This window comes from Stenotrophomonas rhizophila, from assembly GCF_007667275.1.
Classification (GTDB): Bacteria; Pseudomonadota; Gammaproteobacteria; order Xanthomonadales; family Xanthomonadaceae; genus Stenotrophomonas; species Stenotrophomonas maltophilia_AE.
Map to the genome: position 1 here is coordinate 347,951 of NZ_VDQT01000002.1, position 23,086 is coordinate 371,036.

The 23,086-nt window shown below is 68.2% G+C and carries 18 protein-coding genes; 12 read left to right on the plus strand and 6 right to left on the minus strand.

The genetic code is table 11. The features are described 5' to 3' along the window. The first annotated feature begins 35 nt into the window (after positions 1-35). The 6 genes from FSZ13_RS07670 to FSZ13_RS07695 all read left to right on the plus strand — a co-directional run bounded on the left by FSZ13_RS07670 (position 36) and on the right by FSZ13_RS07695 (position 4,793). The gene (locus FSZ13_RS07670; RefSeq protein WP_186308872.1) at positions 36-686 is read left to right on the plus strand and encodes a hypothetical protein; all 651 of its coding nucleotides are present in this window, start codon (positions 36-38) and stop codon (positions 684-686) included. A 2-nt stretch (positions 687-688) separates the two neighbouring features. Next, the gene (locus FSZ13_RS07675; RefSeq protein ID WP_145478953.1) at positions 689-1,237 is read left to right on the plus strand and encodes a GTP-binding protein; all 549 of its coding nucleotides are present in this window, start codon (positions 689-691) and stop codon (positions 1,235-1,237) included. Then, positions 1,230-1,667, plus strand: a complete 438-nt coding sequence (locus FSZ13_RS07680) for a roadblock/LC7 domain-containing protein (RefSeq protein WP_145478954.1) — start codon at positions 1,230-1,232, stop codon at positions 1,665-1,667. Before FSZ13_RS07675 ends, FSZ13_RS07680 begins: the two co-directional genes overlap by 8 nt. 27 nt (positions 1,668-1,694) lie before the next feature. Next, positions 1,695-2,057, plus strand: coding sequence for a hypothetical protein (locus tag FSZ13_RS07685; RefSeq protein WP_145478955.1), 363 nt, complete (start codon positions 1,695-1,697; stop codon positions 2,055-2,057). A 68-nt stretch (positions 2,058-2,125) separates the two neighbouring features. Beyond that, complete coding sequence (gene aceK / locus FSZ13_RS07690) at positions 2,126-3,862, plus strand: bifunctional isocitrate dehydrogenase kinase/phosphatase (RefSeq protein ID WP_145478956.1); 1,737 nt, start codon at positions 2,126-2,128, stop codon at positions 3,860-3,862. 61 nt (positions 3,863-3,923) lie between these two features. Beyond that, positions 3,924-4,793, plus strand: coding sequence for a hypothetical protein (locus tag FSZ13_RS07695; RefSeq protein ID WP_145478957.1), 870 nt, complete (start codon positions 3,924-3,926; stop codon positions 4,791-4,793). A 14-nt stretch (positions 4,794-4,807) separates the two neighbouring features. On the opposite strand, the gene FSZ13_RS07700 is transcribed toward FSZ13_RS07695, so the two are convergent. The 3 genes from FSZ13_RS07700 to FSZ13_RS07710 all read right to left on the minus strand — a co-directional run bounded on the left by FSZ13_RS07700 (position 4,808) and on the right by FSZ13_RS07710 (position 10,716). Beyond that, complete coding sequence (locus tag FSZ13_RS07700; RefSeq protein WP_145478958.1) at positions 4,808-6,394, minus strand: GGDEF domain-containing protein; 1,587 nt, start codon at positions 6,392-6,394, stop codon at positions 4,808-4,810. A gap of 232 nt (positions 6,395-6,626) precedes the next feature. Next, complete coding sequence (locus FSZ13_RS07705; RefSeq protein ID WP_145478959.1) at positions 6,627-7,643, minus strand: cupin-like domain-containing protein; 1,017 nt, start codon at positions 7,641-7,643, stop codon at positions 6,627-6,629. A 64-nt stretch (positions 7,644-7,707) separates the two neighbouring features. Further along, the gene (locus FSZ13_RS07710; RefSeq protein WP_145478960.1) at positions 7,708-10,716 is read right to left on the minus strand and encodes a TonB-dependent receptor; all 3,009 of its coding nucleotides are present in this window, start codon (positions 10,714-10,716) and stop codon (positions 7,708-7,710) included. Positions 10,717-11,138: 422 nt separating this feature from the next. Between FSZ13_RS07710 and FSZ13_RS07715 the strand changes: the two genes are divergently transcribed. Beyond that, entirely contained in the window at positions 11,139-12,410 is a 1,272-nt protein-coding gene (locus FSZ13_RS07715; RefSeq protein ID WP_145478961.1) for a sugar MFS transporter, read from the plus strand. 4 nt (positions 12,411-12,414) lie between these two features. On the opposite strand, the gene FSZ13_RS07720 is transcribed toward FSZ13_RS07715, so the two are convergent. Then, a complete protein-coding gene (locus FSZ13_RS07720) occupies positions 12,415-13,422 on the minus strand; it encodes a LacI family DNA-binding transcriptional regulator (RefSeq protein WP_145478962.1) in 1,008 nt (335 codons plus the stop codon). A gap of 331 nt (positions 13,423-13,753) precedes the next feature. Here FSZ13_RS07720 and FSZ13_RS07725 point away from each other — a divergent pair, with 331 nt between their 5' ends. Together FSZ13_RS07725 and FSZ13_RS07730 are read left to right on the plus strand one after the other, a co-directional pair. Then, the gene (locus FSZ13_RS07725) at positions 13,754-16,282 is read left to right on the plus strand and encodes a glycoside hydrolase family 3 protein (protein ID WP_145478963.1); all 2,529 of its coding nucleotides are present in this window, start codon (positions 13,754-13,756) and stop codon (positions 16,280-16,282) included. Positions 16,283-16,427: 145 nt separating this feature from the next. Then, a complete protein-coding gene (locus FSZ13_RS07730; RefSeq protein WP_145478964.1) occupies positions 16,428-16,658 on the plus strand; it encodes a hypothetical protein in 231 nt (76 codons plus the stop codon). 99 nt (positions 16,659-16,757) lie between these two features. On the opposite strand, the gene rho is transcribed toward FSZ13_RS07730, so the two are convergent. Together rho and trxA are read right to left on the minus strand one after the other, a co-directional pair. Then, positions 16,758-18,551, minus strand: a complete 1,794-nt coding sequence (rho, locus tag FSZ13_RS07735) for a transcription termination factor Rho (protein ID WP_145478965.1) — start codon at positions 18,549-18,551, stop codon at positions 16,758-16,760. A 223-nt stretch (positions 18,552-18,774) separates the two neighbouring features. Further along, complete coding sequence (gene trxA, locus FSZ13_RS07740) at positions 18,775-19,104, minus strand: thioredoxin (protein WP_145478966.1); 330 nt, start codon at positions 19,102-19,104, stop codon at positions 18,775-18,777. A gap of 469 nt (positions 19,105-19,573) precedes the next feature. Between trxA and rhlB the strand changes: the two genes are divergently transcribed. The 3 genes from rhlB to ftsX all read left to right on the plus strand — a co-directional run bounded on the left by rhlB (position 19,574) and on the right by ftsX (position 23,076). Then, complete coding sequence (gene rhlB, locus FSZ13_RS07745) at positions 19,574-21,301, plus strand: ATP-dependent RNA helicase RhlB (RefSeq protein WP_145478967.1); 1,728 nt, start codon at positions 19,574-19,576, stop codon at positions 21,299-21,301. Positions 21,302-21,442: 141 nt separating this feature from the next. Then, a complete protein-coding gene (gene ftsE / locus FSZ13_RS07750; RefSeq protein WP_145478968.1) occupies positions 21,443-22,129 on the plus strand; it encodes a cell division ATP-binding protein FtsE in 687 nt (228 codons plus the stop codon). Then, positions 22,126-23,076, plus strand: coding sequence for a permease-like cell division protein FtsX (ftsX, locus tag FSZ13_RS07755; protein ID WP_145478969.1), 951 nt, complete (start codon positions 22,126-22,128; stop codon positions 23,074-23,076). Before ftsE ends, ftsX begins: the two co-directional genes overlap by 4 nt. Positions 23,077-23,086 lie beyond the last annotated feature (10 nt).

A 23,086-nucleotide genomic window follows, 5' to 3' on the forward strand; every position in this document is an offset into this window, starting at 1 on the left:
GAGTGGGCTGCCGAAGCGCAACCAGGGGGAAGGCCGTGGCCAGTACCACCCGCATCGACGAGCCGCCCACCGCGCAGGGTGCGAAGGCGATCACCCGTGCATTGCGCGAGCGGCTGCTGCTACGGCAGGGGCATGCAGCGCTGGTGGTGGACGACGCGCCGCAACTGCTGCTGGACTTCGTGCAGGACCAGATGGTGGTTCCGTTGGGCGTCCCGATGGGCAGCCTGGCCCAAGACCTGTCGGACCTGTTCCCGTCACTGTCGCTCCACGGCCTGTCCGAACGCCGCTACCTCGACCTCGCGGACACGCTCCCGCGCCAGCCGCTGCGGCCGCTGTTGTGGCAATGGGGCCAGCGTCCGGCGCACTGGCAGGACCTGGAGGCGCGGCTGCGGCGCGGCACGCGGGTCAGGCTCCTGCGTTGGCCGGACTTCCGCGTGCTCGGCCACCAGCACGACAGCTTCCGGTTGTGCTCGCTGCTGCTCAAGCGCGCCAGCAGCGTGGAGGAGTGCGCCACCCTGCTGGAGGTTCCGGAAGAGGCCGTGCGCAGCGTGGTCCGGCCTGCCTATCTGTGTGGATATGCCGCGCTGGAAGACCTGGGCCCGACGCCGGCGCCGGTGCGTTCCAGCGGCAGCGGCACGCTGCTGGCGCGGATGTGGCGCAGCGTGCGCCAGCGTGCCGGAGGCTGAGCATGCGCGAACACAAGATCGTGGTGCTGGGCGGCATGGGCAGCGGCAAATCGACCCTGGTACGCGCGATCGCGGCCAGTGCGGTGGTCGACACCGACGTGCCCAACAGCGACCGCCAGGGCGCGGACAAGGCCTCCACCACCGTGGCCATGGATTACGCCGACATCGACCTGCCCAACGGCGATCGCCTGCGCCTGTACGGAACCCCCGGCCAGCAGCGCTTCGACTTCATCTGGCCGATCCTGCTGCAGGGCGCCCGCGGCGTGGTGCTGCTGCTCGACGCCACGCGTGCCGCGGCGGTGCATGAGTTGCAGGCCTACCTGGCGGTCCTGCACCGGCACGCCGCGGACGTGCCGGCGGTGATCGGCGTGTCGCGGCTGGACCTGGCGCCGACCTTCGACCTGGAATCGTGCGCGGCCACGGCCGGCTGGGGCCAGCGCCTGCTGCCGGTGGTGCCGGTGGACGCGCGCGACCGCGCGCAGGGTCTGTTGCTGATGGACGTGCTGATGAGCGAGATGGAAACCCGTGACCTGGTGGTGGGCGATGGCTGACGGATACGAGAGCGTCGGGCTGGCCCCGGCGGCGCGCGATCGCGTACTGGGGCACCTGCAGGCGTTCGCCGACGACATCAATGGCGTGCGCAGCGTGGTGCTGGCCAGCGTGGATGGCTTCGCGCTGGTGCCGGCGGCCGGTACCCACGGCAACGGCGAACGGCTGGCGGCGATGACCAGCGCGATGCTGGCATTGGCCGCTGCGGTGGGCCGCGAACTGGCGCTGGGAGAACTGGAAGTACTGATGCTGGAAGCCAACGACGGCAAGGTGCTGATGCTGGCGCTGCCGTGCACGCCGGCGCCGCTGCTGTTGATGACGGCCTGCGACACGCGCTGCGTGACCGGCAAGGTGCTCTGGAGTGCGAAGGAGTGTGGCCGCAACATCATGGCCGAACTCAGCGGATCACGAGCCGATCCGCGGGGAACCTAGGGGCTCGACAACCAAATGGGGTGCAACATGGCAACTGGAGTCAGCGATACCTTGAATGCGTTGATGCAGATCGACGGCGCGCAGGCGGTAGCACTGGTGGACTATGAAAGCGGCATGCTGCTCGGCGAAGCCGGCTCGGGCATGGACATGGAAGTGGCGGCGGCGGGCAACACGGAGGTGATCCGCGCGAAGATGAAGACCGCCGCGTCGCTCAACCTCAACGACTCCATCGAGGACATCCTGATCTCGCTCGGCAAGGCGTACCACATCATGCGTCCGGTCGCGTCCAGGAAGGGCCTTTTCCTGTACCTGGTGCTGGACCGCAACAAGTCCAACCTGGCCCTGGCCCGGCGCAAGGTGCAGGAAGTGGAAGGGCAGCTCGCGGTGTAACTGCGGTAGCGCCGGCCACCGGGCGGTTGCCGGCGCTACCATGGGGCGGGTCCTTCCGGTTGCCGCGCATGCCTGTTGTCGATTTCCATGATGAAGAAGCGCTCGCATCGCGGCTTGCCGCGCTGGTCCGCGATGGCTTCGAGGACTATCATGCACGCTTCGCCGAGGTCACGCGGCGGGCGCGGGTGCGCTTCGAGACCCGGGACTGGGCCGGTGCGCGCCACGATGCGGTGGAACGTATCGGGCTGTACGACCAGTGCGTCGCGCGGACCGTCGACGGCCTGCGTCGCGCGGCGGGTGAGGCCGTGGGCCAACGCAGCCTGTGGCTGAAGGTCCGCGTGGCCTATGCGCGGCTGATATGCAGGCTGATCGACGCCGAACTGTACAAGACCTTCTACAACACGCTGGCCCGGCGCCTGTTCGCCACCGAAGGCGTGGATGCGGAGGTGGAGTTCATGGCGCTGGACGTGGAACCGTCCGATGCGATCACCCATCCGGTCGCGCGGCACACCTACGCGCTGTCGGCGACGCGGCCGGCCGAGGCGTTCATGCGCGTGCTGGGCGATTACCGGTTCGGGATTCCGTATGCACACCAGCTGCGCTGCGCGGCAGCCATCGCGGTTCGCCTGCAGGACGACCTCCAACACTGGGGCACGCATCCGGTGCGCAGCATCGAGCTGCTGGATACCGTGTTCCATCGCGAGCGCCGTGCCTACCTGGTGGGCAGGGTGTTCGGCGAGCACCGTTTCTCGCCGTGCGTGATCGCGCTGGTGAACGACGAGGACGGCCTGCGCGCCGAGGCCGTGCTTACCCGGCGCCGCGACGTGGCCCATCTGTTCGGCGTCTCGCGCAGCTACTTCCAGGCCGACCTGGCCACGGTGGGCGACGCGGTGGTGTTCCTGCGCAGCCTGCTGCCGGCCAAGCCCATCGATGAGATCTACACCGTGCGGGGCCGCGCCAAACAGGGCAAGACCGAGCGCTACCGTACCTTTTTCCGCCACTTCCTGGACCACCCCGACGAGCAGCTGGTGCATGCCGATGGCACCCCCGGCATGGTCATGGCGGTGTTCACCCTGCCCAGCTACCCGCTGGTGTTCAAGTTGATCCGCGACCGTTTCGCATGGCCCAAGACCATGACCCGGCACCAGGTGGAGGAAAAGTACGCGCTGGTCTTCAACCTGGACCGCGTTGGCCGACTGCTCGACGCGCAGCCGTACCGGCACCTGCGCTTTCCGAAGGCACGCTTTTCGCAGGCGCTGCGCGAAGAGCTGCTGACCCAGTGCGCGGCCAGCGTGCGCGAAGAGGGCGACAGCCTGGTGATCGCGCTGTGCTACGTGCAGCGCCGGTTCCGCCCGCTGAACCTGTACCTGCGCGAGCAGACCGCGGAAGCGCGCCGCGCGGCAGCACTGGATTACGCACAGGCCATCACCGACATGGCGCGCAACAACATCTTCCCGGGCGACATGCTGCCGAAGAACTTCGGCGTGTCGCGGCATGGGCGCGCGGTGTTCTATGACTACGACGAGCTGTGCCTGGTCAGCGACTGCGTCTTCCGTGCCTGGCCGCAGCCGCGCAATGCCGAGGAGGCGATGGCCGACGAGCCCTGGTTCCATGTCGGCCCGCGCGACGTGTTCCCGGAACGCTTCGCACCGTTCATGGGGTTGCCCGCCGAAGAGCTGGCGGCCGTGCGCGAACACCATGCGCATCTGTTCGATCCCCGTTGGTGGCAGGCACTGCAGGCCCGTTTCGCAGCCGGCGACTACCCCGATACGCCGCCTTACGCAGCCAGACATCTACTGGCGTGAGTTCCCCCCCCCGGCACATCACTGGGCTATCCTCGGCCTTCATCCACAAGGAGCAGGTGAGATGCGATATCCCCACATCCTGGCCCTCGCCCTCGCATTGGGCGGCGCCGGGCTGGCCGCAACGCCCGAGACCACTGCACAGACCGCACGTGCGGTGCGTGATGCCGCCGAAGCCAGCATGACGCTGACCGGCAGGATCGATATCGGCACCGACGGCCACGTCACCGGCTTCCAGCTGGACCATGCCGAAAAGCTGCCCGCCGACCTCGCGGCGTTCGTGCAGGGCCAGGTGCAGGCATGGCAGTTCCAGCCGGTCGTGGCGAACGGCACGGCGGTCACGGCACAGACGCCGGTGAGCCTGCGCCTGGTCTCCCGGCCCAGCCCGGATGGCGCAGGCGACAACGTGCGCGTGGCGGGGGCCAGCTTCACCCGGTACGACCCGGAGGACACCAGCCGGGTGACCTCCGTCGAGGCGCGTGCACCGGCCTACCCGAAGAACCTGGCCGCCATGCGCGCCAAGGGTGACGTGCTGCTGCTGCTGAAGGTCGGCCGCGACGGTGCCGTGGAGGATGTGGTCGCCGAACAGGTGAACCTGCGCGTGGTGGGCAAGGAGAGCCAGATGCGCCAGGTGCGCAATGAGTTTGCCCGCGCATCGGTGTCCGCCGCGCGCAGCTGGATCTTCCGGCCGCCGACCACCGGCAGGCTCAAGGATGCCGAGTCGTGGACCGTACGGATCCCGGTCCGTTACGCGATGGGCGAACGCGCTGCTTATGGAACGTGGGAGGCCTACATTGCCGGTCCGCGCGAGCACGCGCCGTGGCGCTCCTCTCAGGCCGGCGCGGACGCGGCACCGGACCTGCTGTCTGCCGGCGGCATCTACATGGCAGACCTGGATGACGGTCCGCGCCTGTTGACGCCGCTGGGCGGCTGACCCGCGCTCCCCCCTCAACCCGCGCCGGGTCCCTCCGGCGCCGGGTACACCACGGTGCGGTTGCGACCCTGTTCCTTGGCCATGTACAGCGCCTTGTCGGCCAGGCGCAGCGCCTGCTGCGGATCAGGATGGTAGGACGGGTAATGGGCTACGCCCAGCGAGACCGTCACCGTGCCCACCTGCTCGAACACTTCTGCTTCCACCTGCGCGCGCAGGCGCTCGGCGATGCCGGCGCTGGCCGCCACATCGATGCCGGGCAGCAGGATCAGGAATTCCTCGCCGCCATTACGGCAGAGCAGGTCGGTGTCGCGCGAATCGTCGCGCATCCGCTGCGCGATGCGCAGGATCACCGCATCGCCCACCGCATGGCCGAAGCGGTCGTTGATGGTCTTGAAGCGGTCGATATCCAGCGCGATGATCCCGAACGGCTGGCCGCGCGCCTGCCAGTCCTCCAGCCCTTCCTGCAGGCCGCGCCGGTTCTGCAACCCGGTCAGCGGGTCGGTCATGCTGGCGCGGTTGAGCTTGCCGATCCGGTCCTGCAGCAGGTTGAAGCTGTACAGCAGTGCCTGTTTGAGCTGCGCAGCCTCGTAGTACCACGCCTTGATGCCGGTGACGTGGCGGATGGCGATGCCGGTGTCGCGGTTCTGCACGTTGCGCGCCATCTGCCACAGTGGCAGCGAGATGCGTCGCGCGAACCACCAGGTGACCAGCAGCGAGAGCACGCCCAGCGGAATGGCATTCCAGATCACCGCCTTCATCAACCGCGACAGCGGCGCCAGCGTGGCTTCGGTGGGCCGTTGCGCCACGACCCCCCAGCCCACGCTGGGCACTGGCGCGTAGCCGGCGAGCATTTGCACGCCATGGCTGTTGCGCACCTCCTGCGCGCCCGAGTGCCCTTCGCTGACCGCCTTCACCGCCGGATTCTCGAGCGCGAACTGGCCGATCCGGCCCGGTTCGATGTGGTACAGGATGCGGCCATTGCGGTCGACCACGTACAGGTACGAGCCATCGCGGTAGTAGTGCTTGCCCAGCAGGCTCTGCAGGATGCTGCGTTCGCGCAGGTAGATGGTGCCGCTCACGTAGCCCTGGTACGAGCCCTGCGCATTGAAGATGGGATGCGAGATCGCGACCAGCAACCGGCCCGTGGCCGACTGGTAGGGGTCGCTGATGTAGGGCTCGCGCCGCTTCAGCGCCTCGCGGTTGCCCTGGCTGTTGAGCACCACGCCCTGCAGCGCGAGGCTCAGCGGCGAGGTGGCCAGCACCGTGCCGGCGGGGTCCACGATCAGCACCGAATTGAAGCTGTTGGTCTGCAGTTGCAGGCGCGCCGCCTCGGCCTCCAGTTCGGCGCGGCTGTGCGCGCGCTGGCCCAGGCCGGTGGCGGCGTAGGCCAGCTGCTGCTGGGCCGACAGCACGAAGTTCTGCGTGCTCTCGGCCAGTTTGCTGGCGTACACGCGGTTGGATTCAAGCGTGGTGTCGATCAGCTGCTCGCGTTGTACGCGGTAGCTGGCGTGCAGCGTGTTGGCCAGGGCCACCAGCGCGCTGAGCAGCGCCAACGCCAGGATCAGCTTGCCCAGGTTCAGGCGGGAAGACAGCAGGGGCATGAACGGACAACCGGCAGGGTGCTGCGCCGACCGGTCCTACCGATGAGGCTGCAACGAGGGAGCGGTCAGAGGCGAACTGCATGGCGCCGGGCCGGTGCGCCGTGCGGCGCGCCTGCCATGGCCCCCCCTGCCCCCGGGCGAACGATGGATCACGGCGCGGATTATCACGGATTCGCCGCCGCTGTGGTTAAACACCACCGGCTGCGCGGCGGCGGCCGCATGCGACGCCGGCTCAGCGTTCCAGCCGCTTGCGCACGACGCTGCGCACATTGGCCGCCATGCCCTCGTCCAGGGGACCCAGCACGCCGCGTACCGCGTCGGGGATGTGCGCATGGGATTCCGCACCGGCGGCGAACACGTAGTGGTCGAACAGGGCCTGCCAGTGCCTGCGCTGCGCAGGCGGCAGTCCGCGCAACGCCAGCAGCGACAGCATCAAGGCGTTCATGGGCGCGTCGGCCCAGGCCGGCACCGGACGCCACCAGTAGTTCACCAGCACGTTGAAATCCTCCAGCCCCTCCATGTGGTGCCACCACAGGGATGGAATGAACACCGCATCGCCCGGGCCCAGCTCCGCCACCTGGGCACTGGCCAAGGCCCGCTCGAAGCGGGGAAAGCGTTCGAGGTCGGGTGCGGCGAAGTCCACCAGGCTTATCGCCTGCCCGGCCGGGGTGAAGTCCAGCGGCCCCACGTACAGATTGCCCACCTGGTCCGGCGGGAACAGCGTCACCCGCCGGCGGCCCGCGGCCACGCAGGCCAGGTTGTCGGGCACGTCGTGATGGGCGGCGATGCGCGAACGGTTGCCGATCCAGATGCTGGCCAGCGGGTCGGCCACGCCCAGCTCCAGCGCATTGTCGCGGCGGAAGCCGGGCAGGAAGCTGTCGAGCGTGGTCGAGGCCACGTAGATGGTGGGCGCGGCGTGCGCGCTGCGGTACTTGAGCAGGGTGTCCAGGACCACCTTCAACGGAATCTGTTCGCGGCGGAAGTTGAAGCCGCTCATGTCCGCGTTGTAGAAGATCCGGCCGTCCGCGTCGGGTGGCGCGGTGGTGGCGGTGACCGGCAGGCCGCCGTGGTCGTACTGCTTGAGGTGGACCACGGCCGCTTCGGCCGAGGTCCGTGCAGCGCCCACCACGGGCCAGTCGCCGACCAGCCCGCGGATCACCTTGGGGGTGGTCCAGCCGGGCAGCAGGTTCGGCAGCCGGCTGCGGTCGAGGTCGCGGACTTCGTCGATCGGGCCGGGTGTCGCAGGCATGGCGGGGTCGCTTGCAGGGCAGGGACGGTCTGGCGAGTGTAGACCCGCCAGACCGTCAACGGACTCAGAACTTGTAGCGTACGCCGAACATGTAGCGCGGGCCGGTCTGGGTGGCGTAGCGCAGCATGTTGGTGTGGCGCGCGTAGGTGCGCATGGTCTCGTCGGTCAGGTTGATCGCCTCCAGGCTCAGCGACAGCTGGTCGCTGACCGCGTAGCTGATGTTGAGGTCGAGCTGGCCGTAGTCATCGGTGTAGTTCGGGTTCGGGCCCTGGCCGCCGATGCCGTTGAGGAACTTGTCGCGCCAGTTGTAGGCCGCACGGATCTGCCACTGATTTTTATCGTAGAACGCCACCACGTTGGCCGAATCGCTGAGCCCGATCATCGGGTACTGGTCGCCCAGGCTCAGGTTGTCGAAGGTCAGCCCCGACTTCACCTTGGTGTAGTTGGCGGCCAGGCCGAAGCCGGACTGCCCGAACAGGTGCTGCACCGCCACTTCCCAGCCATCGAGATGGTCCGAACGCTGGTTGGCCGGCAGGGTGATGTCGAATCCGGCCACCGGGTCGCCGGGCTGGCCGACGATGGTGCCGGTGAGCTGGCCGGCCGAGTTGGTGCCGGTGGCGGTCACGCCGGGCTGGCCGTTGAAGTTGGTGAAGATGTAGTCGCGGATGCACGGCATGTCCGACACGCCGCAGCCGGCCGCCAGCGCGGCGTTCCAGTACGCACCGCCGACCGGCGTGTGCAGGTTGCCGGTGTTCTCGCGCACGATGGTGTCGCTGATGAAGTTCTTGATGTTCTTGCGGAAGAAGCCCACCGACGCGTAGCTCGACTCGCCGTAGTACCACTCCAGCGACAGGTCGAAGTTGTCCGACAGCAGCGGTTCCAGTGCCGGATTGCCACGCGACCCGCTGCCGCCCTGGGTGCGCACGATGTCGGCCAGGGTCTGCCCGCTCTGGATCTGGGTCCAGCCCGGACGGCCCAGGCTGCGGCTGTAGCTGCCGCGCAGGGCCAGCGTGTCGCTGATATCCAGCTTCAGGTCGAGGTTGGGCAGCACGTAGTCGTACTTGCCGCTGTCGCTGATGAAGCCGCTTTCGCTGGCGTAGTTGATGTTGAGCTCGTTGGCCGAGCTCCAGCTGATCCCGTTGGGGACGCGCACCATCGCGGTGGAGTCCACGTCGGTCTGCTCATAGCGCACGCCCAGCGCGACGTTCAGCGGCATCGACCAGTCGAAGGTGGTGCGGTACTGCAGGAAGGCGCTCTTGGACTTTTCGTTGGTGCGGATGTCTTCGGAGTATTCGGTCGGGGCGACATAGCAGGTCGGGCAGGCCGGGTCGGATGCGGTGCCGACCTGTGCGGCGCGGTTGATCAGCCGGTCGAAGTCGAACACCAGGAACTGGCCGGTCAGGCGCGGATCGTTGTGCCCGGAGAAGGCATCGAAGTACCGCGCCATGTCATCGGCGTACCAGATGCTGTCATCGTAGTCCGCCGGGGTACCCAGGCCGCCCCAGGTATTGCGCTGCATGATCGCCGAGGCCGAACGGTTCTTCACGTCGGTGTAGCCGACGCCGAAGTCCAGCGCCGAATAGTTCTCGAAGGTGAACGTGCCGCGGCCCTGGTACTGCTCCACCTCGGACTTGTTGTAGCTGTTCTGGAACACCGAACCGGTGACCAGCGCGTCGGCCGCCTGCACGCCACCGGGCGGCAGCGCGACGTTGATGATCGGCAAATCGCCGCTGTAGTCCACCGTGGTCTTGCCACGCACGAACGCGGCCACGCCGAGCACGCCGGCCGAACCGTACGGGCTGTCCGGCTTGGATTCGCCGGTGGAGTGGTGTGCATCGAAGGACAGGGTCAACGCATCGTTGACTTCCCATTCCACGTTGAAGCCCAGCGAGTCCATCTCGTTCTTCGTGGCCAGCTGCGCGCCGCCCATCGACAGATCCGAGTTGACCATGTCTTCGCTGTAGATGATCGGCGCGGCGACCGGGCCATTGGTCCAGATGCTGTCGCCCGGGCCATAGTTGAACCACACCGACAGTTCGCTGCGCTGCTGCTGCACCTTGTTTTCCACATAGGTGTAGTCCAGCGTGGTGGTCACGTTGTCCACCGGCTTCCACTGCAGGGTGGCCTGGCCGTTGGTGCGCTGGCGCTGCACGCCGTTGACGTTGTAGGCGGTGTTCTGCGGGCGACCGTACACATCGTTCGGCCCCGGCCGGTTCTGGATGCGGTCGGCATACCCCTGGCCCGGCTGCGGCAGCACGCGCCAGTCGGTGGTGTTGTCGCCCTCGAACGTGGCCCAGCCTTCGGCCACGGTAGCCTGGTTGAAGCCGGAGTCGCGTTCCTGGTAGCTGCCGCTCAGCATCAGGCCGACGCGGCCGTCGGCGAAGATGTCGCTGAAGATGCCCGAGAGCTCACCGGTGAAGTCGGAGCCTTTCAGGGTGCGCGGCAGGTTGTCGTTGGAGGTGTCGTTGACCGCCTTGACGCCCACGCTGACCACCGGCGCGGATTCCAGCGGGCGCAGGGTCTTGACGTTGATGGTGGCACCGATGCCACCGGTCGGGTTGTCGGCACGGGTGGTCTTGAACACTTCCACTGCCGAGATCGACTCGGATGCGATGTTGGCAAAGTCGAACGAGCGCGAGCTGGAAAGCCCGCCGCCGCCGTTGCCGAGGTTGGACGCCGGCATCTGGCGGCCGTTGAGCAGCACCAGGTTGAAGTCCGGGCCGATGCCGCGCACGGTCACCTTGGAGCCTTCGCCGCTGGAGGTGCGGTCGATGGACACGCCGCTGATGCGCTGCAGCGATTCGGCCAGGTTGGTGTCCGGGAACTTGCCGATGTCCTCGGCCACGATGCCGTCGACCACGCCCTGGCTGTCGCGCTTGAGGTTCATGGACGAGGTGAGGCTGCCGCGGATGCCGGTGACCTGCACCGTGTCCAGGGTGGACGGGTCGAGGCCCTGCGACGACGAGGCAGCGCCGTCGCGGGTCGTATCCTGGGCCCACGCTGGCCCGGCCAGTACGGCGAGCAGCGCGGAAGTGAGCATTGCCTTGCGGGGTACGGCCTTGTACGTCTTCATGAACACTCCCTCCCCAGGGAAATCGGTAATGGCGGTCCTACGGCGTCTGGCACGAAGCAACAACGATGTGGGGCGGATTGGGCCCACGCCTGACAGCGTTGTCAACAAACTGCCATGCGGCGCGTCCTCGGCCTCGGAGGGTGCCTTGCCAAAGCTATGCAAAAAGAGAACTCGCGCATTGCCGGAAAGCGCTGCAATGCAGGCCTTCGCGGCGGTTTTCGATGGGACGTGTCGATCCCGATTCAGTCTGGGCGGGCCGTTGTGCAGTGCAGAACGAAACTGCGCGAAACGGGAGGGAGCGGATGTTGGCAAGGCTGTCGCGCGATATGACCGATTGTCTGACAGCGCTGGACAACGAGGCCGCCAGCGGGTTCCATGTCTGGCCGCCGCGTGGCTGGCGATCCCTTCCAGAAGGACAGGCAATGGACACTTCCACCGCGGTTCGCGGGCAACACGTACACAGCACGCGCACGGCCCTGGCCGTGGTGACGGCGATCTTCTTCATGTGGGGCTTCATCACCTGCCTCAACGACATCCTCATCCCGCACCTGAAGGCGGCGTTCTCGCTGACCTGGGTGCAGGCGATGCTGATCCAGTTCACTTTCTTCGGCGCGTACTTCCTGATGTCGCTGCCGGCCGGGCGCCTGGTCGCGGCCGTGGGCTACAAGCGCGGCATCGTCGCCGGCCTGGCCATCGCCGGCGTCGGTGCGCTGCTGTTCTGGCCAGCCGCGGCGCTGCACGTGTACGGCCTGTTCCTGGGCGCGTTGTTCGTGCTGGCCACCGGCATCACCGTGCTGCAGGTGGCGGCCAATCCCTACGTGGCACTGCTGGGCCCGGAGCAGACCAGCTCCAGCCGGCTGACCCTGGCGCAGTCGATGAATGCGCTGGGCACCACCATCGCGCCGCTGTTCGGCGGGCTGCTGATCCTGGCGGCGGAACCGCGCAGCGCGGAGCAGCTGGCGCTGCTGCCACAGGCGGAAGCGCTGGCCTACCGCGCCGCCGAAGCCCAATCGGTGCAGGTGCCATACCTTGGCCTGGCCATCGCGCTGTTCGTGCTGGCCGCGGCGATCTGGATGTTCCGCCTGCCCAGCATTGCCGGGGTGGAAGACAGCACCCGGCACGGCACCCTGGGCCAGGCGCTGCGCCATCGGCACCTGGCGTTTGGCGTGCTGGCGATCTTCTTCTACGTGGGCGCCGAAGTGTCCATCGGCAGCGTGCTGGTCAACTTCCTGTCCATGCCCGGCATCGGCGAAGGGCTCAGCGAACAGCAGGCCACGCATTACGTGTCGCTGTACTGGGGCGGCGCGCTGGTCGGGCGCCTGGTCGGCACGGTGCTGCTGGCGCGCTTCGACCCGCGGCGCCTGCTCGGGCTGTTCGCGCTGATCGTGATGGGGCTGCTGGCGGTGACCATGCTGGGCAGCGGCAACCTGGCCAAGTGGAGCGTGGTCAGCGTGGGCCTGTTCAACTCGATCATGTTCCCCACCATCTTCGCGCTTGCCATCGGCGGCCTCGGCCCGCTCACCGGACAGGGTTCGAGCCTGCTGGTGATGGCCATCGTAGGCGGCGCGGTGGTACCCCTCGCGGTCGGTTGGCTGGCAGACCAGCATGGCCTGCAGGCGTCGTTCCTGCTGCCGCTGCTGTGCTACCTGTTCATCGTGTTCTACGCCTGGCGCGGTTCGCGCCGGGCCACCTGAGCGATCAGCGGCGGCGCGGTGCGTGGGTGGATTCACGCACCAGCACGGCATGGTCCACGGTGACCATGCGGCCGGCGCCGGGCGTACGGATGCGCTCGATCAACTGTTCGGTCGCCAGCCGTCCCATGGTGTCGGTCGGCTGCCGCACGGTGGTCAAAGCAGGGTAGATGTGGCCGGCGATCGGTGTATCGTCGAAGCCGCACACCGACAGGTCGCGCGGCACGCGCAACCCGCGTTGCCCGGCCACGCGGAACACCGCTGCGGCCATGTCATCGTTGGCCGCGAAGATGGCGGTGGGCGGCTCCGGCAGGTCGAGCAGTGCGTTGGCCGCGTCGATCCCCGATTCGAACGAGAACTGTCCGTTCACCACCAGCGCGGGGTCGTACTCGATGCCGGCATCGCGCAGTGCCTGCCGGTAACCGGCAAGGCGCCACTGGCAGGCGCCGTGCGCGCGCGGGCCCTTGATGTGCGCGATGCGGCGATGGCCCTGCCTGACCAGGTGGCCGATCAGTTCCACCACGGCCGTGGTCTCGTCCATGCGCACGCCGATGATGCCATCGGCATGGCGCGGCGCGATGCTGGCGAACGGGATGTCGTTCTCTTCCAGGTAGGCCAGCACCACTGCATCGTCGGTAAGCGGCGGAATCAGCACCACGCCGTCGGGCCGCGAATTCTCGAACAGGGCCGACAGGTCGGGCAGGGTGCGACGTCCGATCCCGACCGGTCCGAGGATCAGGTTGTAGTGGTGCGCATGACAGGCCTCCAGCATGCCGTTCTGGATTTCCATCAGGTAGTTGCGCGACGGATTGTTGTACACCAGCGCCAACGCATACGAACGCTGTCCGGCAAGGCTGCGCGCCGACAGGTTGGGCTTGTAGCCCAGCCGCGTGACCGCCGCGAGCACGCGGTCGCGGGTTTCCTGGCGCACGTTCGGCTCATGGTTGAGCACGCGCGACACGGTCTTGATCGAAACGCCCGCAACCGCAGCGACATCCTCGATACGACTACGCATGGTGCGATGGTTCCTCTGGAAGACCCGGTCGGCCGCTGCCGATGGTAATGCGCCTGTGTCGTTTCGGGGTTACCCAAGCAGGCGGATGGTGCCACGACGCGAGGCGCTCGTGCACGAGCTGGCAAAAACCATGCGGCGTTGCAGCAGCAGCCGCACCGGCACAGCGGGCCGTACCGGCGCCAGCCCAGCAACCACGGTGAAGGCAGGACAATGCGCTGCGCCAGCGGTTGACAGCGCCCGGTCCGGCTTATATGACAGCGCTGTCAGCGGATGCGCCGGACCGGCCCGCATCGGCTTCCCTGTCCCTGGTTTTCCCTGGAGGTAGTTGTCCGTGAGCCGCGCCCGCAAGACTCTTCTCGCCGCCTGTGTCATGACCGCCCTGGCCGCCCAGGCACACGCTGCCCCCGCCACGGAACGGCTGCAGGACTGGCCGCGGGTGACCAGCGCCATCGCCAGCGACCCGGCCATCGAGAGCCGCGTGCGCAGCATCCTGGGGCAGATGACCCTGGCGCAGAAGGTCGGGCAGATGACCCAGCCCGAGATCAAGCAGATCACCCCCGAGCAGGTGCGCACGTACTACATCGGTTCGGTGCTCAACGGCGGCGGCTCGTGGCCGGGCATGGACAAGCACGCCCGGGTGGCGGACTGGGTCAAGCTCGCCGACGCCTACCACGCCGCGTCGCTGGCCACCGATGCGCGTACCCCGGTGCCGGTGATCTGGGGCACCGACGCGGTGCATGGCCACAGCAACGTGTACGGCGCCACCCTGTTTCCGCACAACATCGGGCTGGGGGCCACCCGCAACGCGGCCCTGATCGAGCGGATCGGTGCGGCCACCGGTACCGCGACCCGCGCGACCGGCATCGGCTGGGTGTTCGCACCCACCCTGGCGGTGGCGCATGATCCGCGCTGGGGCCGCACCTATGAAAGCTTCTCCTCCGACCCGTCCATCGTCCGCGAGTACGCCACCGCCTACGTCAGGGGCGCGCAGGGGCGCTTCACCGGCGACGGCAACGTGGTGGCCACGGCCAAGCACTACATCGGCGACGGCGCCACCGACAACGGCCGCGACCAGGGCGAGGCCACGGTGGACAAGGCCGCCATGATCAACGTGCATGGCCAGGGCTACTTCGGTGCGCTGGGCGAAGGCGTGCAGACGGTGATGGCCTCGTTCAACAGCTGGAACGATCGCGCCGCTGGCGTCGACTACGGCAAGATGCACGGCAGCCAGGCCCTGCTGACCGGCGCGCTGAAGGAGAAGATGGGCTTCGACGGTTTCGTGGTGTCGGACTGGAACGGCATCGCGCAGGTGCCCGGCTGCCGCAACGACAGCTGCGCGCAGGCGATCAACGCCGGCATCGACATGGTGATGGTGCCCGACGACTGGAAAGCCTTCATTGCCAACACCATCGCCCAGGTCGAGAGCGGCGAGATCCCGATGGCGCGCATCGACGATGCGGTCGCCCGCATCCTGCGGGTCAAGCTGCGCGCCGGCCTGTTCGAGCACAAGCCCTCCGACAGCCGCTTCGCCGGCGACGACAGCGCCGTGCAGCATCGCGAACTGGCGCGCGAGGCGGTGCGCGAATCGCTGGTGCTGCTGAAGAACCAGGACCGCGTGCTGCCGCTCAAGCGCAACGCCCGCGTGCTGGTGGTGGGCAGCAGCGCCGACAACCTGTCCAACCAGGCCGGTGGCTGGTCGCTGACCTGGCAGGGCACCGAAAACACCAATGCCGATTTCCCGCATGCCGATTCGGTCCTGGGCGCGCTCCGCGCCGAGCTGGGTGCGGGCCAGGTCACGTTCAACGCGGACGCCAGCAACCTCGATGCGTCGGCGTTCGACGTGGTCGTGGCGGTGGTCGGCGAAACCCCGTACGCCGAAACCAACGGCGACATCCTCGCCTCCGACACCGTCGGCCACACCCGCGCGCAGCCGCAGGACCTGGCCGTGCTCAAGGCCGCTGCCGCCACCGGCAAGCCGCTGGTGACCGTGTACTTCTCCGGGCGCCCGATGTACACCAACGACCTGCTGAACCTGTCGCAGGCGTTCGTGGCAGCGTGGCTGCCGGGCACTGAAGGCAAGGGCATCACCGACGTCCTGGTGGCCGGCACGGATGGCAGGCCGGCGCATGACTTCCGCGGCCGCCTGAGCTTCCCGTGGCCGGGCGTGCCGTGCCCGGCGCCGATCGACCGCCCGGACCCGAAGCGGCCGGACCTGTTCAAATTCGGCTATGGCTTAAGCTATGCCAGGCCGGCGCAGGTCGCACGCCTGCCCGAAGCCAACCCGGACCACTGCGGTGAAGTGACCACGCTGCCGATCTTCAACCGCGTGGACACGGTGCCGTTCTCGCTGCACATCGCCGCCAACGGCGCCACCCAGCCGCTCGGCAATGACCTCAACGCCAGCCTGCGCTGGCCGAAGGAGAAGCCGGTGGCCGAGGTGCGCACCGTGCAGATCAACACCCAGCAGGACGCGCGCGAAGTGACCTGGCTCGCCCCGGCGCAACTGATCGCACGCAGCACCTCGCGGCGCAACCTGGGCGCGCTGGCCCGCAGCAATGGCGCGCTGCAGTTCGACGTGATGGTGCAGCGCCAACCCGCCGCGGCAGTGAAGGTGACCATGCAGTGCGGGACTGGCTGCGAAGGCGGGGTCGACATCGCGCCGGCGCTGGCGTCGCTTGCGCCGGGCCAGAAGCGCACCGTGACCATCCCGTTGGCCTGCTTCGCCAGCAGGGGCGTGGACCTGGGCGCGGTGGAAGCCCCGTTCGTGGTCAGCGCGGACACGCCGTTCTCGGCTGCGTTCACCCAGGTGCGGGTGGCGACGAACGCGGACAAGGCCGAGGGTGTGGTGGCGTGCCAGTGAAGCGCCAGGTGACGCGTGGGCCGGCCAACGGCCGGCGCTACCACGCCAGGATGTGTCGGGTTTGCCGCGAAAATGGGAGTTGTTGCAGGGGATTCCTGCCGGGTGACGGGTAGCGTGTGAGCTCCACGGGCGCGGGGGAATCGATGTGACGCTGATGCATGTCCTGGGAGGGCTGTCGCTGTTGATCCTGGTCGCGGTGGCGACCATGGTGCGGGCGGGGATCGGGTTCGAGCACGGGGATCGGGCGGCAGTGCAGGAGGAGGCCGCCGAGGTCGATGCAGGGGAGGTGGAGGAGCCGCCGCTGGAGCCGGTGGTCTCGCTGGGGCCGGTGGGGCCGCTGCATTTCGGACCGTTGCTGGATCGCATGCGGCCGTGAGGCGTGCCGATCAACGGTCGGCACCTGCCGGAAGGTGCGGCAGCCACTACGAAGAAGGCCCCGCAATGCGGGGCCTTCCGGTTTTCGATTCCGCGCCGGTCAGCGCTTCATCGAACCGAAGAACTCGTCGTTGGACTTGGTGTTCTTCATCTTGTCGAGCAGGAACTCCATCGCGGCGATTTCGTCCATCGGGTGCAGCAGCTTGCGCAGGATCCAGATCTTCTGCAGCAGCTCCGGTTCGATCAGCAGGTCTTCGCGGCGGGTGCCGGAACGGTTGATGTCGATGGCCGGGTAGACACGCTTTTCGGCGATGCGACGGTTCAGGTGCACTTCGCTGTTGCCGGTGCCCTTGAACTCTTCGTAGATCACTTCGTCCATCTTGCTGCCGGTGTCCACCAGCGCCGTGGCGATGATGGTCAGGCTGCCGCCTTCTTCCACGTTGCGCGCGGCACCGAAGAAGCGCTTCGGGCGGTGCAGGGCGTTGGCGTCGACACCGCCGGTGAGCACCTTGCCGGAGCTGGGCACCACGTTGTTGTAGGCACGCGCCAGGCGGGTGATCGAGTCGAGCAGGATCACCACGTCCTTCTTGTGCTCGACCAGGCGCTTGGCGCGCTCGATCACCATTTCGGCAACCTGCACGTGGCGCGCGGCCGGTTCGTCGAAGGTGGAGCTGATCACTTCGCCGCGCACGGTGCGCTGCATTTCGGTCACTTCTTCCGGACGCTCGTCGATGAGCAGCACGATCATGTGCACGTCCGGATGATTGGTGGTGATCGCCGTGGCCACCTGCTGCATCAGCATGGTCTTGCCGGCCTTGGGCGGGGACACGATCAGCGCGCGCTGGCCTTTGCCCTGCGGTGCCATCAGATCCATGATGCGGCCGGTGATGTCTTCGGACGAGCCGTTGCCGCGTTCCAGGGTGAAGCGCTTGCGCGGGAACAGCGGGGTGAGGTTCTCGAACAGCACCTTGTTCTTCGACGCTTCCAGCGGCTCACCGTTGATGGTGTCCACGATCGACAGCGCGAAGTAACGCTCGCCGTCCTTCGGGAAGCGGATGCGGCCGGACAGGTGGTCGCCGGTGCGCAGGTTGAAGCGGCGGATCTGGCTGGGCGAAATGTAGGTGTCGTCCGGGCCGGCCAGGTAGCTGGCTTCGGCCGCGCGCAGGAAGCCGAAACCGTCCGGCAGGATTTCCAGCACGCCGTCGGCGGCGACGCCGTCGCCATGGCGGGTGAGCACCTTCAACAGGGCAAAGATGACGTCCTGCTTGCGTGCACGGGCCACGCCTTCGGAGATCTGCAGCTGCTCGGCGATTTCCAACAGCTTCTGTGCCGGCATGCGCTTGAGGTCGCTCAGCGAATAGACCGGGAAGCCCTCGGGTACGTTGGCCTGCTGGCTGCGCACGAACGGCTGCTGCTCGCCGTTGTCCTGCGGCATGCCGTCGTCGCGGTAGCCGCCACCGCCGCCACCACCGCGGTTGCGGTCGCGGTCACGGCGATTGCGGAAGCGGTCGCGGCGGTTGCCCTGGCCTTGGCCCTGGTTCTGGCCGCCCTGGTTCTGGCCCTGCTGGTACGGGTTCTGGCCGCCCTGCGGGTTGTTGTTGTTGTTGCGCTGGCCGCCGTCGCCGGCGTCCTGGCCACCGCCCTGCGGGGCCGGGGCATCGCCACCGGATGCGGCCGGGGCGTGGGGTGCCTGCGGAGCCGCCGGGGCTGCGGGTGCAGCCGCTGCTGCCGGCGCCGGCGCGGAAGGCGCGGCAGCCAGGGGCAGGGCATTCTGGGAGGGGGGGGACCCGGCGTCGGCGCTGCTGGCAGCGGCCTTGGCGACGCGCGGCTTGCGCACGCGCTTCTCGGCGGGCGCGTCGGCGCTCCCGGGTTCGGAAGTAGTGATATCGGACAAGTGCTGGATTCCTCGCTGAAAGGTGCGAGCGCCCTGCAGGGGCGGCGAACGTTGGGAAGGGATTCTGGAAACGAACGTCATCCAGAAGATGCGGCGCGCGAATGCGGCCGGATGTGCCGACACTAACACCGGCTCGCGGCGGCGCGCAAGCCGGGTGGGGCAGGGTCATTCATGCGGGCGTGGGGCCCGCGGGGCAGCCGGGGACCGGCTGCCGGGGTACAGGTCAGGCCAGGGCCTTGTCGAGCAGACCCGCCAGCTGGGCCTTGCCGACCGCGCCGATCTGCTGGGCCTTGACCTCGCCGTCCTTGAAGACAAGCAGCATCGGGATCGAACGCACGTGGTACTTCGCCGCCAGTTCGCGCTGTTCGTCGACGTTGACCTTGGCGATCTTGGCGCGCCCGTCATAGGCGTCGGCCAGCTCATCCAGTGCCGGGGCAATCATCTTGCAGGGGCCGCACCACTCCGCCCAGAAATCGACCAGGACCGGTTCCTTGGAGTTCAGTACGGTGCTTTCGAAGTCAGCGCTGCTGACATGTACAACCTTGTCGCTCATCTTGGTCTCTCGTGTTGGAGTGCACCCGGCGGGGCCGGAGGGATGGATGCCTGGACGCTCACGGCCGGCAGTGTACCCCTATCGTCGCGGGGTGGCAGGCGCAGGGTGGAAAGAATCGTCCTGTGACCGTCATCGCGCTTTGCCGGGGCTGGCGGGAACGATATGTGGTGGGGGGCGGAAGGGTTCCAGCGCGGCACGAGCCGGTGTTCAACTGGGGGTTGGGGCGGTGAAGGGTGGGGATTCGACCCTTCACGAGGCAGCCACGCAGGGCGTGGCTCTACGTCTCACGAAGGGTTGCGACGGGTGGGGCGCGGCTTTGCGCTAAACTGGGGCATTGTGCGGCGCCCCGGGACCGGTTCGGTCCGGCCTCCGCCCTTCCCGGCGCAGGGCCCGCAGTGGCGACGGTGCCCCCCAAGATTGCAAGCCAGCCACCCGCGCTTCCGTCGGCTGGCCTTACCAAGACGGACCCATGAGCGACAAACCGCTGACCGATTTGACTTTCTCCTCCTTCGAGCTGCATCCGGCCCTGCAGGCGGGCCTTGAAGGCGCTGGTTTCACCCGCTGCACCCCGATCCAGGCGTTGACCCTGCCGGTGGCACTGCCCGGCGGCGACGTGGCCGGCCAGGCCCAGACCGGTACCGGCAAGACGCTGGCGTTCCTGGTCGCGGTGGTGAACCGCCTGCTGACCCGCCCGGCGCTGGCCGACCGCAAGCCGGAAGACCCGCGCGCGCTGATCCTGGCGCCGACCCGCGAACTGGCCATCCAGATCCACAAGGATGCGGTGAAGTTCGGCTCGGACCTGGGCCTGCGCTTCGCGCTGGTGTACGGCGGCGTGGATTACGACAAGCAGCGCGAGCTGCTGCAGCAGGGCGTGGACGTGATCATCGCGACCCCCGGCCGCCTGATCGATTACGTCAAGCAGCACAAGGTCGTCTCGCTGCACGCCTGCGAGATCTGCGTGCTCGACGAAGCCGACCGCATGTTCGACCTGGGCTTCATCAAGGACATCCGCTTCCTGCTGCGCCGCATGCCCGAGCGCACCACCCGGCAGACCCTGCTGTTCAGCGCCACGCTCAGCCACCGCGTGCTGGAGCTGGCCTATGAACACATGAACGAGCCGCAGAAGCTGGTGGTGGAAAGCGAGTCGATCACCGCCGCACGCGTGCGCCAGCGCATCTACTTCCCGGCCGACGAAGAGAAGATCCCGCTGCTGCTGGGCCTGCTGTCGCGCAGCGAAGGCGCGCGCACCATGGTCTTCGTCAACACCAAGGTCTTTGTCGAGCGCGTCGCGCGTTCGCTGGAAAAGGCCGGCTACCGCGTCGGCGTGCTGTCCGGCGACGTGCCGCAGAAGAAGCGCGAGAGCCTGCTCAACCGCTTCCAGAAGGGCCAGCTGGAAATCCTGGTGGCCACCGACGTGGCCGCGCGCGGCCTGCACATCGACGGCATCAAGTACGTCTACAACTACGACCTGCCGTTCGACGCTGAAGACTACGTGCACCGCATCGGCCGTACCGCCCGCCTGGGCGAGGAAGGCGATGCGATCAGCTTCGCCTGCGAGCGCTATGCGATGGGCCTGCCGGACATCGAGGCCTATATCGAACAGAAGATCCCGGTTGAAGCGGTTACCAGCGAGATCCTGACCGCGCTGCCGCGCCCGGAGCGCGCTCCGGCGGCGCCCGGCGAAGAAGGCGACGAGAACGAAAGCGTCGGCCAGATCTTCCGCGAGGCCCGCGAAGCGCGTGCGGCCGAAGAAGAGCGCCGCGGTGGTGGTCGTTCTTCCAGCGGCAGCCGCTCCGGTGGCGGTGCTGGCCGTGGCGAGCGTAGTGGTGAGCGCAGCGGCGAGCGCCGGCCGCGTGGCCCGCGCAAGCCGCGCGTGGAAGGCGAGCAGGCTGCCGTGGCAGTGGACGCTGCCGCACCCGCAGTGGCCGCCCAGGCCGCTCCTGCGCCGCGCCCGCCGCGTGCCGAGGGTGCACCGGAAGGCGCACCGGAAGGCGAGCGTGCACCGCGCAAGCGTCGTCGTCGTCGCAACGGCCGTCCGGTCGAAGGCGCCACGACCGAAGGCGGCGCCAGCCAGCCGGTGACGCCGGTGCAGGTCACCGCCAAGTCGATGCGCAACACCGCGACGGCCGCTGACCCGGGTGCAGGCTTCCTGACCCGCATCGGCCGCAAGATCCGCCGGATGCTTTCAGGGGCGTAACGACCAACGGTCGTTACCTACCGCGTAGCGCCCCACCATTGGCGGGGCGGCATTCCAAAACCGATCAACGGTAGCGCCCGACCGTTGGTCGGGCGACACGCCATCCCCACGCCGCCATCCTCCTCCTGCATAATCGGAGGAATGAGCGTCCTGCGTTTTGACAATGTCAGCAAACAGTATGCGGGCGGCCACCAGGCACTGGTGGACGTCAGCTTCGATGTCGCGCCCGGTGAAATGCTGTTCGTCACCGGGCACTCCGGTGCCGGCAAGAGCACCCTGCTCAAGTTGATCCACCTCGACGAACGGCCCAGCCGCGGCGCGGTGGTGTTCGACGAGCGCAACCTGCTGAAGGTGCGGGGTGGCGATATTCCGCACCACCGCCGCGCGGTCGGTGCCGTGTACCAGGACCACCGCCTGTTGATGGACCGCAGCATCGCCGAGAACGTGGCCCTGCCGCTGATCCTGCGCGGTACCCGGCGTGGCGACATCGGCAAGCGCGTGCGCTCGGTGCTCGAGCGCATGGGCCTGGGCCACCGCGAGAAGGCGCTGCCGTCGCAGCTGTCGGCCGGTGAGCAGCAGCGCGTCGGCATCGCCCGCGCGATCGTCGGCGAGCCCAAGCTGCTGGTGGCGGACGAACCGACCGGCAACCTCGATCCCACCCTGGCCGCGGAAATCATGGCGCTGTTCGCCGAGCTGCCCGCGCGCGGCACCAGCGTGCTGGTGGTCAGCCATGACCTGGCGCTGCTGCGTGCGATGCGCAAGCGCGTGCTGATCCTCGACCACGGCAAGCTGATCGACGACATCTCGCCGCAGGACCTGGCCGAATGACCACGCCCACCAACAAGGAAGCTGCCGCGCCGTCGCGGCTGGGCGTGTGGTTGCACCACCACGGCCACAGCGTGGTGTTCAGCCTGGGCCGCGCCTGGCGCAAGCCGTGGGCCACCCTGCTGACCGTGATGGTGATGGCACTGGCGCTGGCGCTGCCGCTGGGCCTGTCGATCGCGCTGGACAACCTCAAGCATTTCGCCGGCAGCGTGCAGCAGTCGCGCGACGTCAACCTGTTCCTGAAGACCGACGTCGACGCCGCAGCGGCAAGGCAGGTGGCCGACACGCTGCGTGGCCGCGCCGACGTAGCGAGCGTGACCCTGCGTTCGCCCGATGAGGGCCTGGCCGAACTGCGCGACAGCGCCGGGCTGGGCGAAGCGATCGATGCGCTGCACGACAACCCGCTGCCATCGCTGCTGATCATCACCCCGGCCAACGGCGCCGACGACGGGCGCCTGGCGCAATCGCTGGAAGGCCTGCCACAGGCCGACCTGGTGCAGCACGACGCGCTGTGGCGCAAGCGCCTGGATGCCTGGCTGGGCTTCGGCACGCGCCTGGTGCAGGTGCTGTCGGTGCTGCTGGGCCTTGGCGCGGCGCTGGTGGTAGGCAACACGGTGCGGCTGGACATCCAGGCGCGCCGCGACGAGATCGGCGTGCTGCAGCTGCTGGGGGCCAGCGACGGCTTCATCCGGCGGCCGTTCCTGTACCTGGGCGCGTGGTACGGCCTGGGCGCCGGCGCGCTCGCGCTTGCGCTGGTCGGCATTGCCGGCCTCGCGCTGCGCCCGCCGCTGGCGGCGCTGTCGCAAAGTTATGCCAGCCCGTTCGTCCTGCATGGGCTGGACCTGCTGCATTCCTCGCTCGTGCTGGTCGGCACCGTGGTGCTGGGCTGGCTGGGCGCGTGGCTGGTGACGGGGCATTTCCTGCGCCAGACCCGTCCGACCGAAACCTGAGGTTCCTCCT

Excerpts from the sequence above, each read along its gene's own strand:
- FSZ13_RS07705 (WP_145478959.1), bottom strand. The coding sequence starts at position 7,643 with ATGCCTGCGACACCCGGCCCGATCGACGAAGTCCGCGACCTCGACCGC.
- FSZ13_RS07695 (WP_145478957.1), top strand. The coding sequence starts at position 3,924 with ATGCGATATCCCCACATCCTGGCCCTCGCCCTCGCATTGGGCGGCGCC.
- FSZ13_RS07700 (WP_145478958.1), bottom strand. The coding sequence starts at position 6,394 with ATGCCCCTGCTGTCTTCCCGCCTGAACCTGGGCAAGCTGATCCTGGCG.
- FSZ13_RS07675 (WP_145478953.1), top strand. The coding sequence starts at position 689 with ATGCGCGAACACAAGATCGTGGTGCTGGGCGGCATGGGCAGCGGCAAA.
- FSZ13_RS07710 (WP_145478960.1), bottom strand. The coding sequence starts at position 10,716 with ATGAAGACGTACAAGGCCGTACCCCGCAAGGCAATGCTCACTTCCGCG.
- ftsE (WP_145478968.1), top strand. The coding sequence starts at position 21,443 with ATGAGCGTCCTGCGTTTTGACAATGTCAGCAAACAGTATGCGGGCGGC.
- FSZ13_RS07720 (WP_145478962.1), bottom strand. The coding sequence starts at position 13,422 with ATGCGTAGTCGTATCGAGGATGTCGCTGCGGTTGCGGGCGTTTCGATC.
- ftsX (WP_145478969.1), top strand. The coding sequence starts at position 22,126 with ATGACCACGCCCACCAACAAGGAAGCTGCCGCGCCGTCGCGGCTGGGC.
- FSZ13_RS07680 (WP_145478954.1), top strand. The coding sequence starts at position 1,230 with ATGGCTGACGGATACGAGAGCGTCGGGCTGGCCCCGGCGGCGCGCGAT.
- FSZ13_RS07685 (WP_145478955.1), top strand. The coding sequence starts at position 1,695 with ATGGCAACTGGAGTCAGCGATACCTTGAATGCGTTGATGCAGATCGAC.
- aceK (WP_145478956.1), top strand. The coding sequence starts at position 2,126 with ATGCCTGTTGTCGATTTCCATGATGAAGAAGCGCTCGCATCGCGGCTT.
- trxA (WP_145478966.1), bottom strand. The coding sequence starts at position 19,104 with ATGAGCGACAAGGTTGTACATGTCAGCAGCGCTGACTTCGAAAGCACC.
- rhlB (WP_145478967.1), top strand. The coding sequence starts at position 19,574 with ATGAGCGACAAACCGCTGACCGATTTGACTTTCTCCTCCTTCGAGCTG.
- FSZ13_RS07715 (WP_145478961.1), top strand. The coding sequence starts at position 11,139 with ATGGACACTTCCACCGCGGTTCGCGGGCAACACGTACACAGCACGCGC.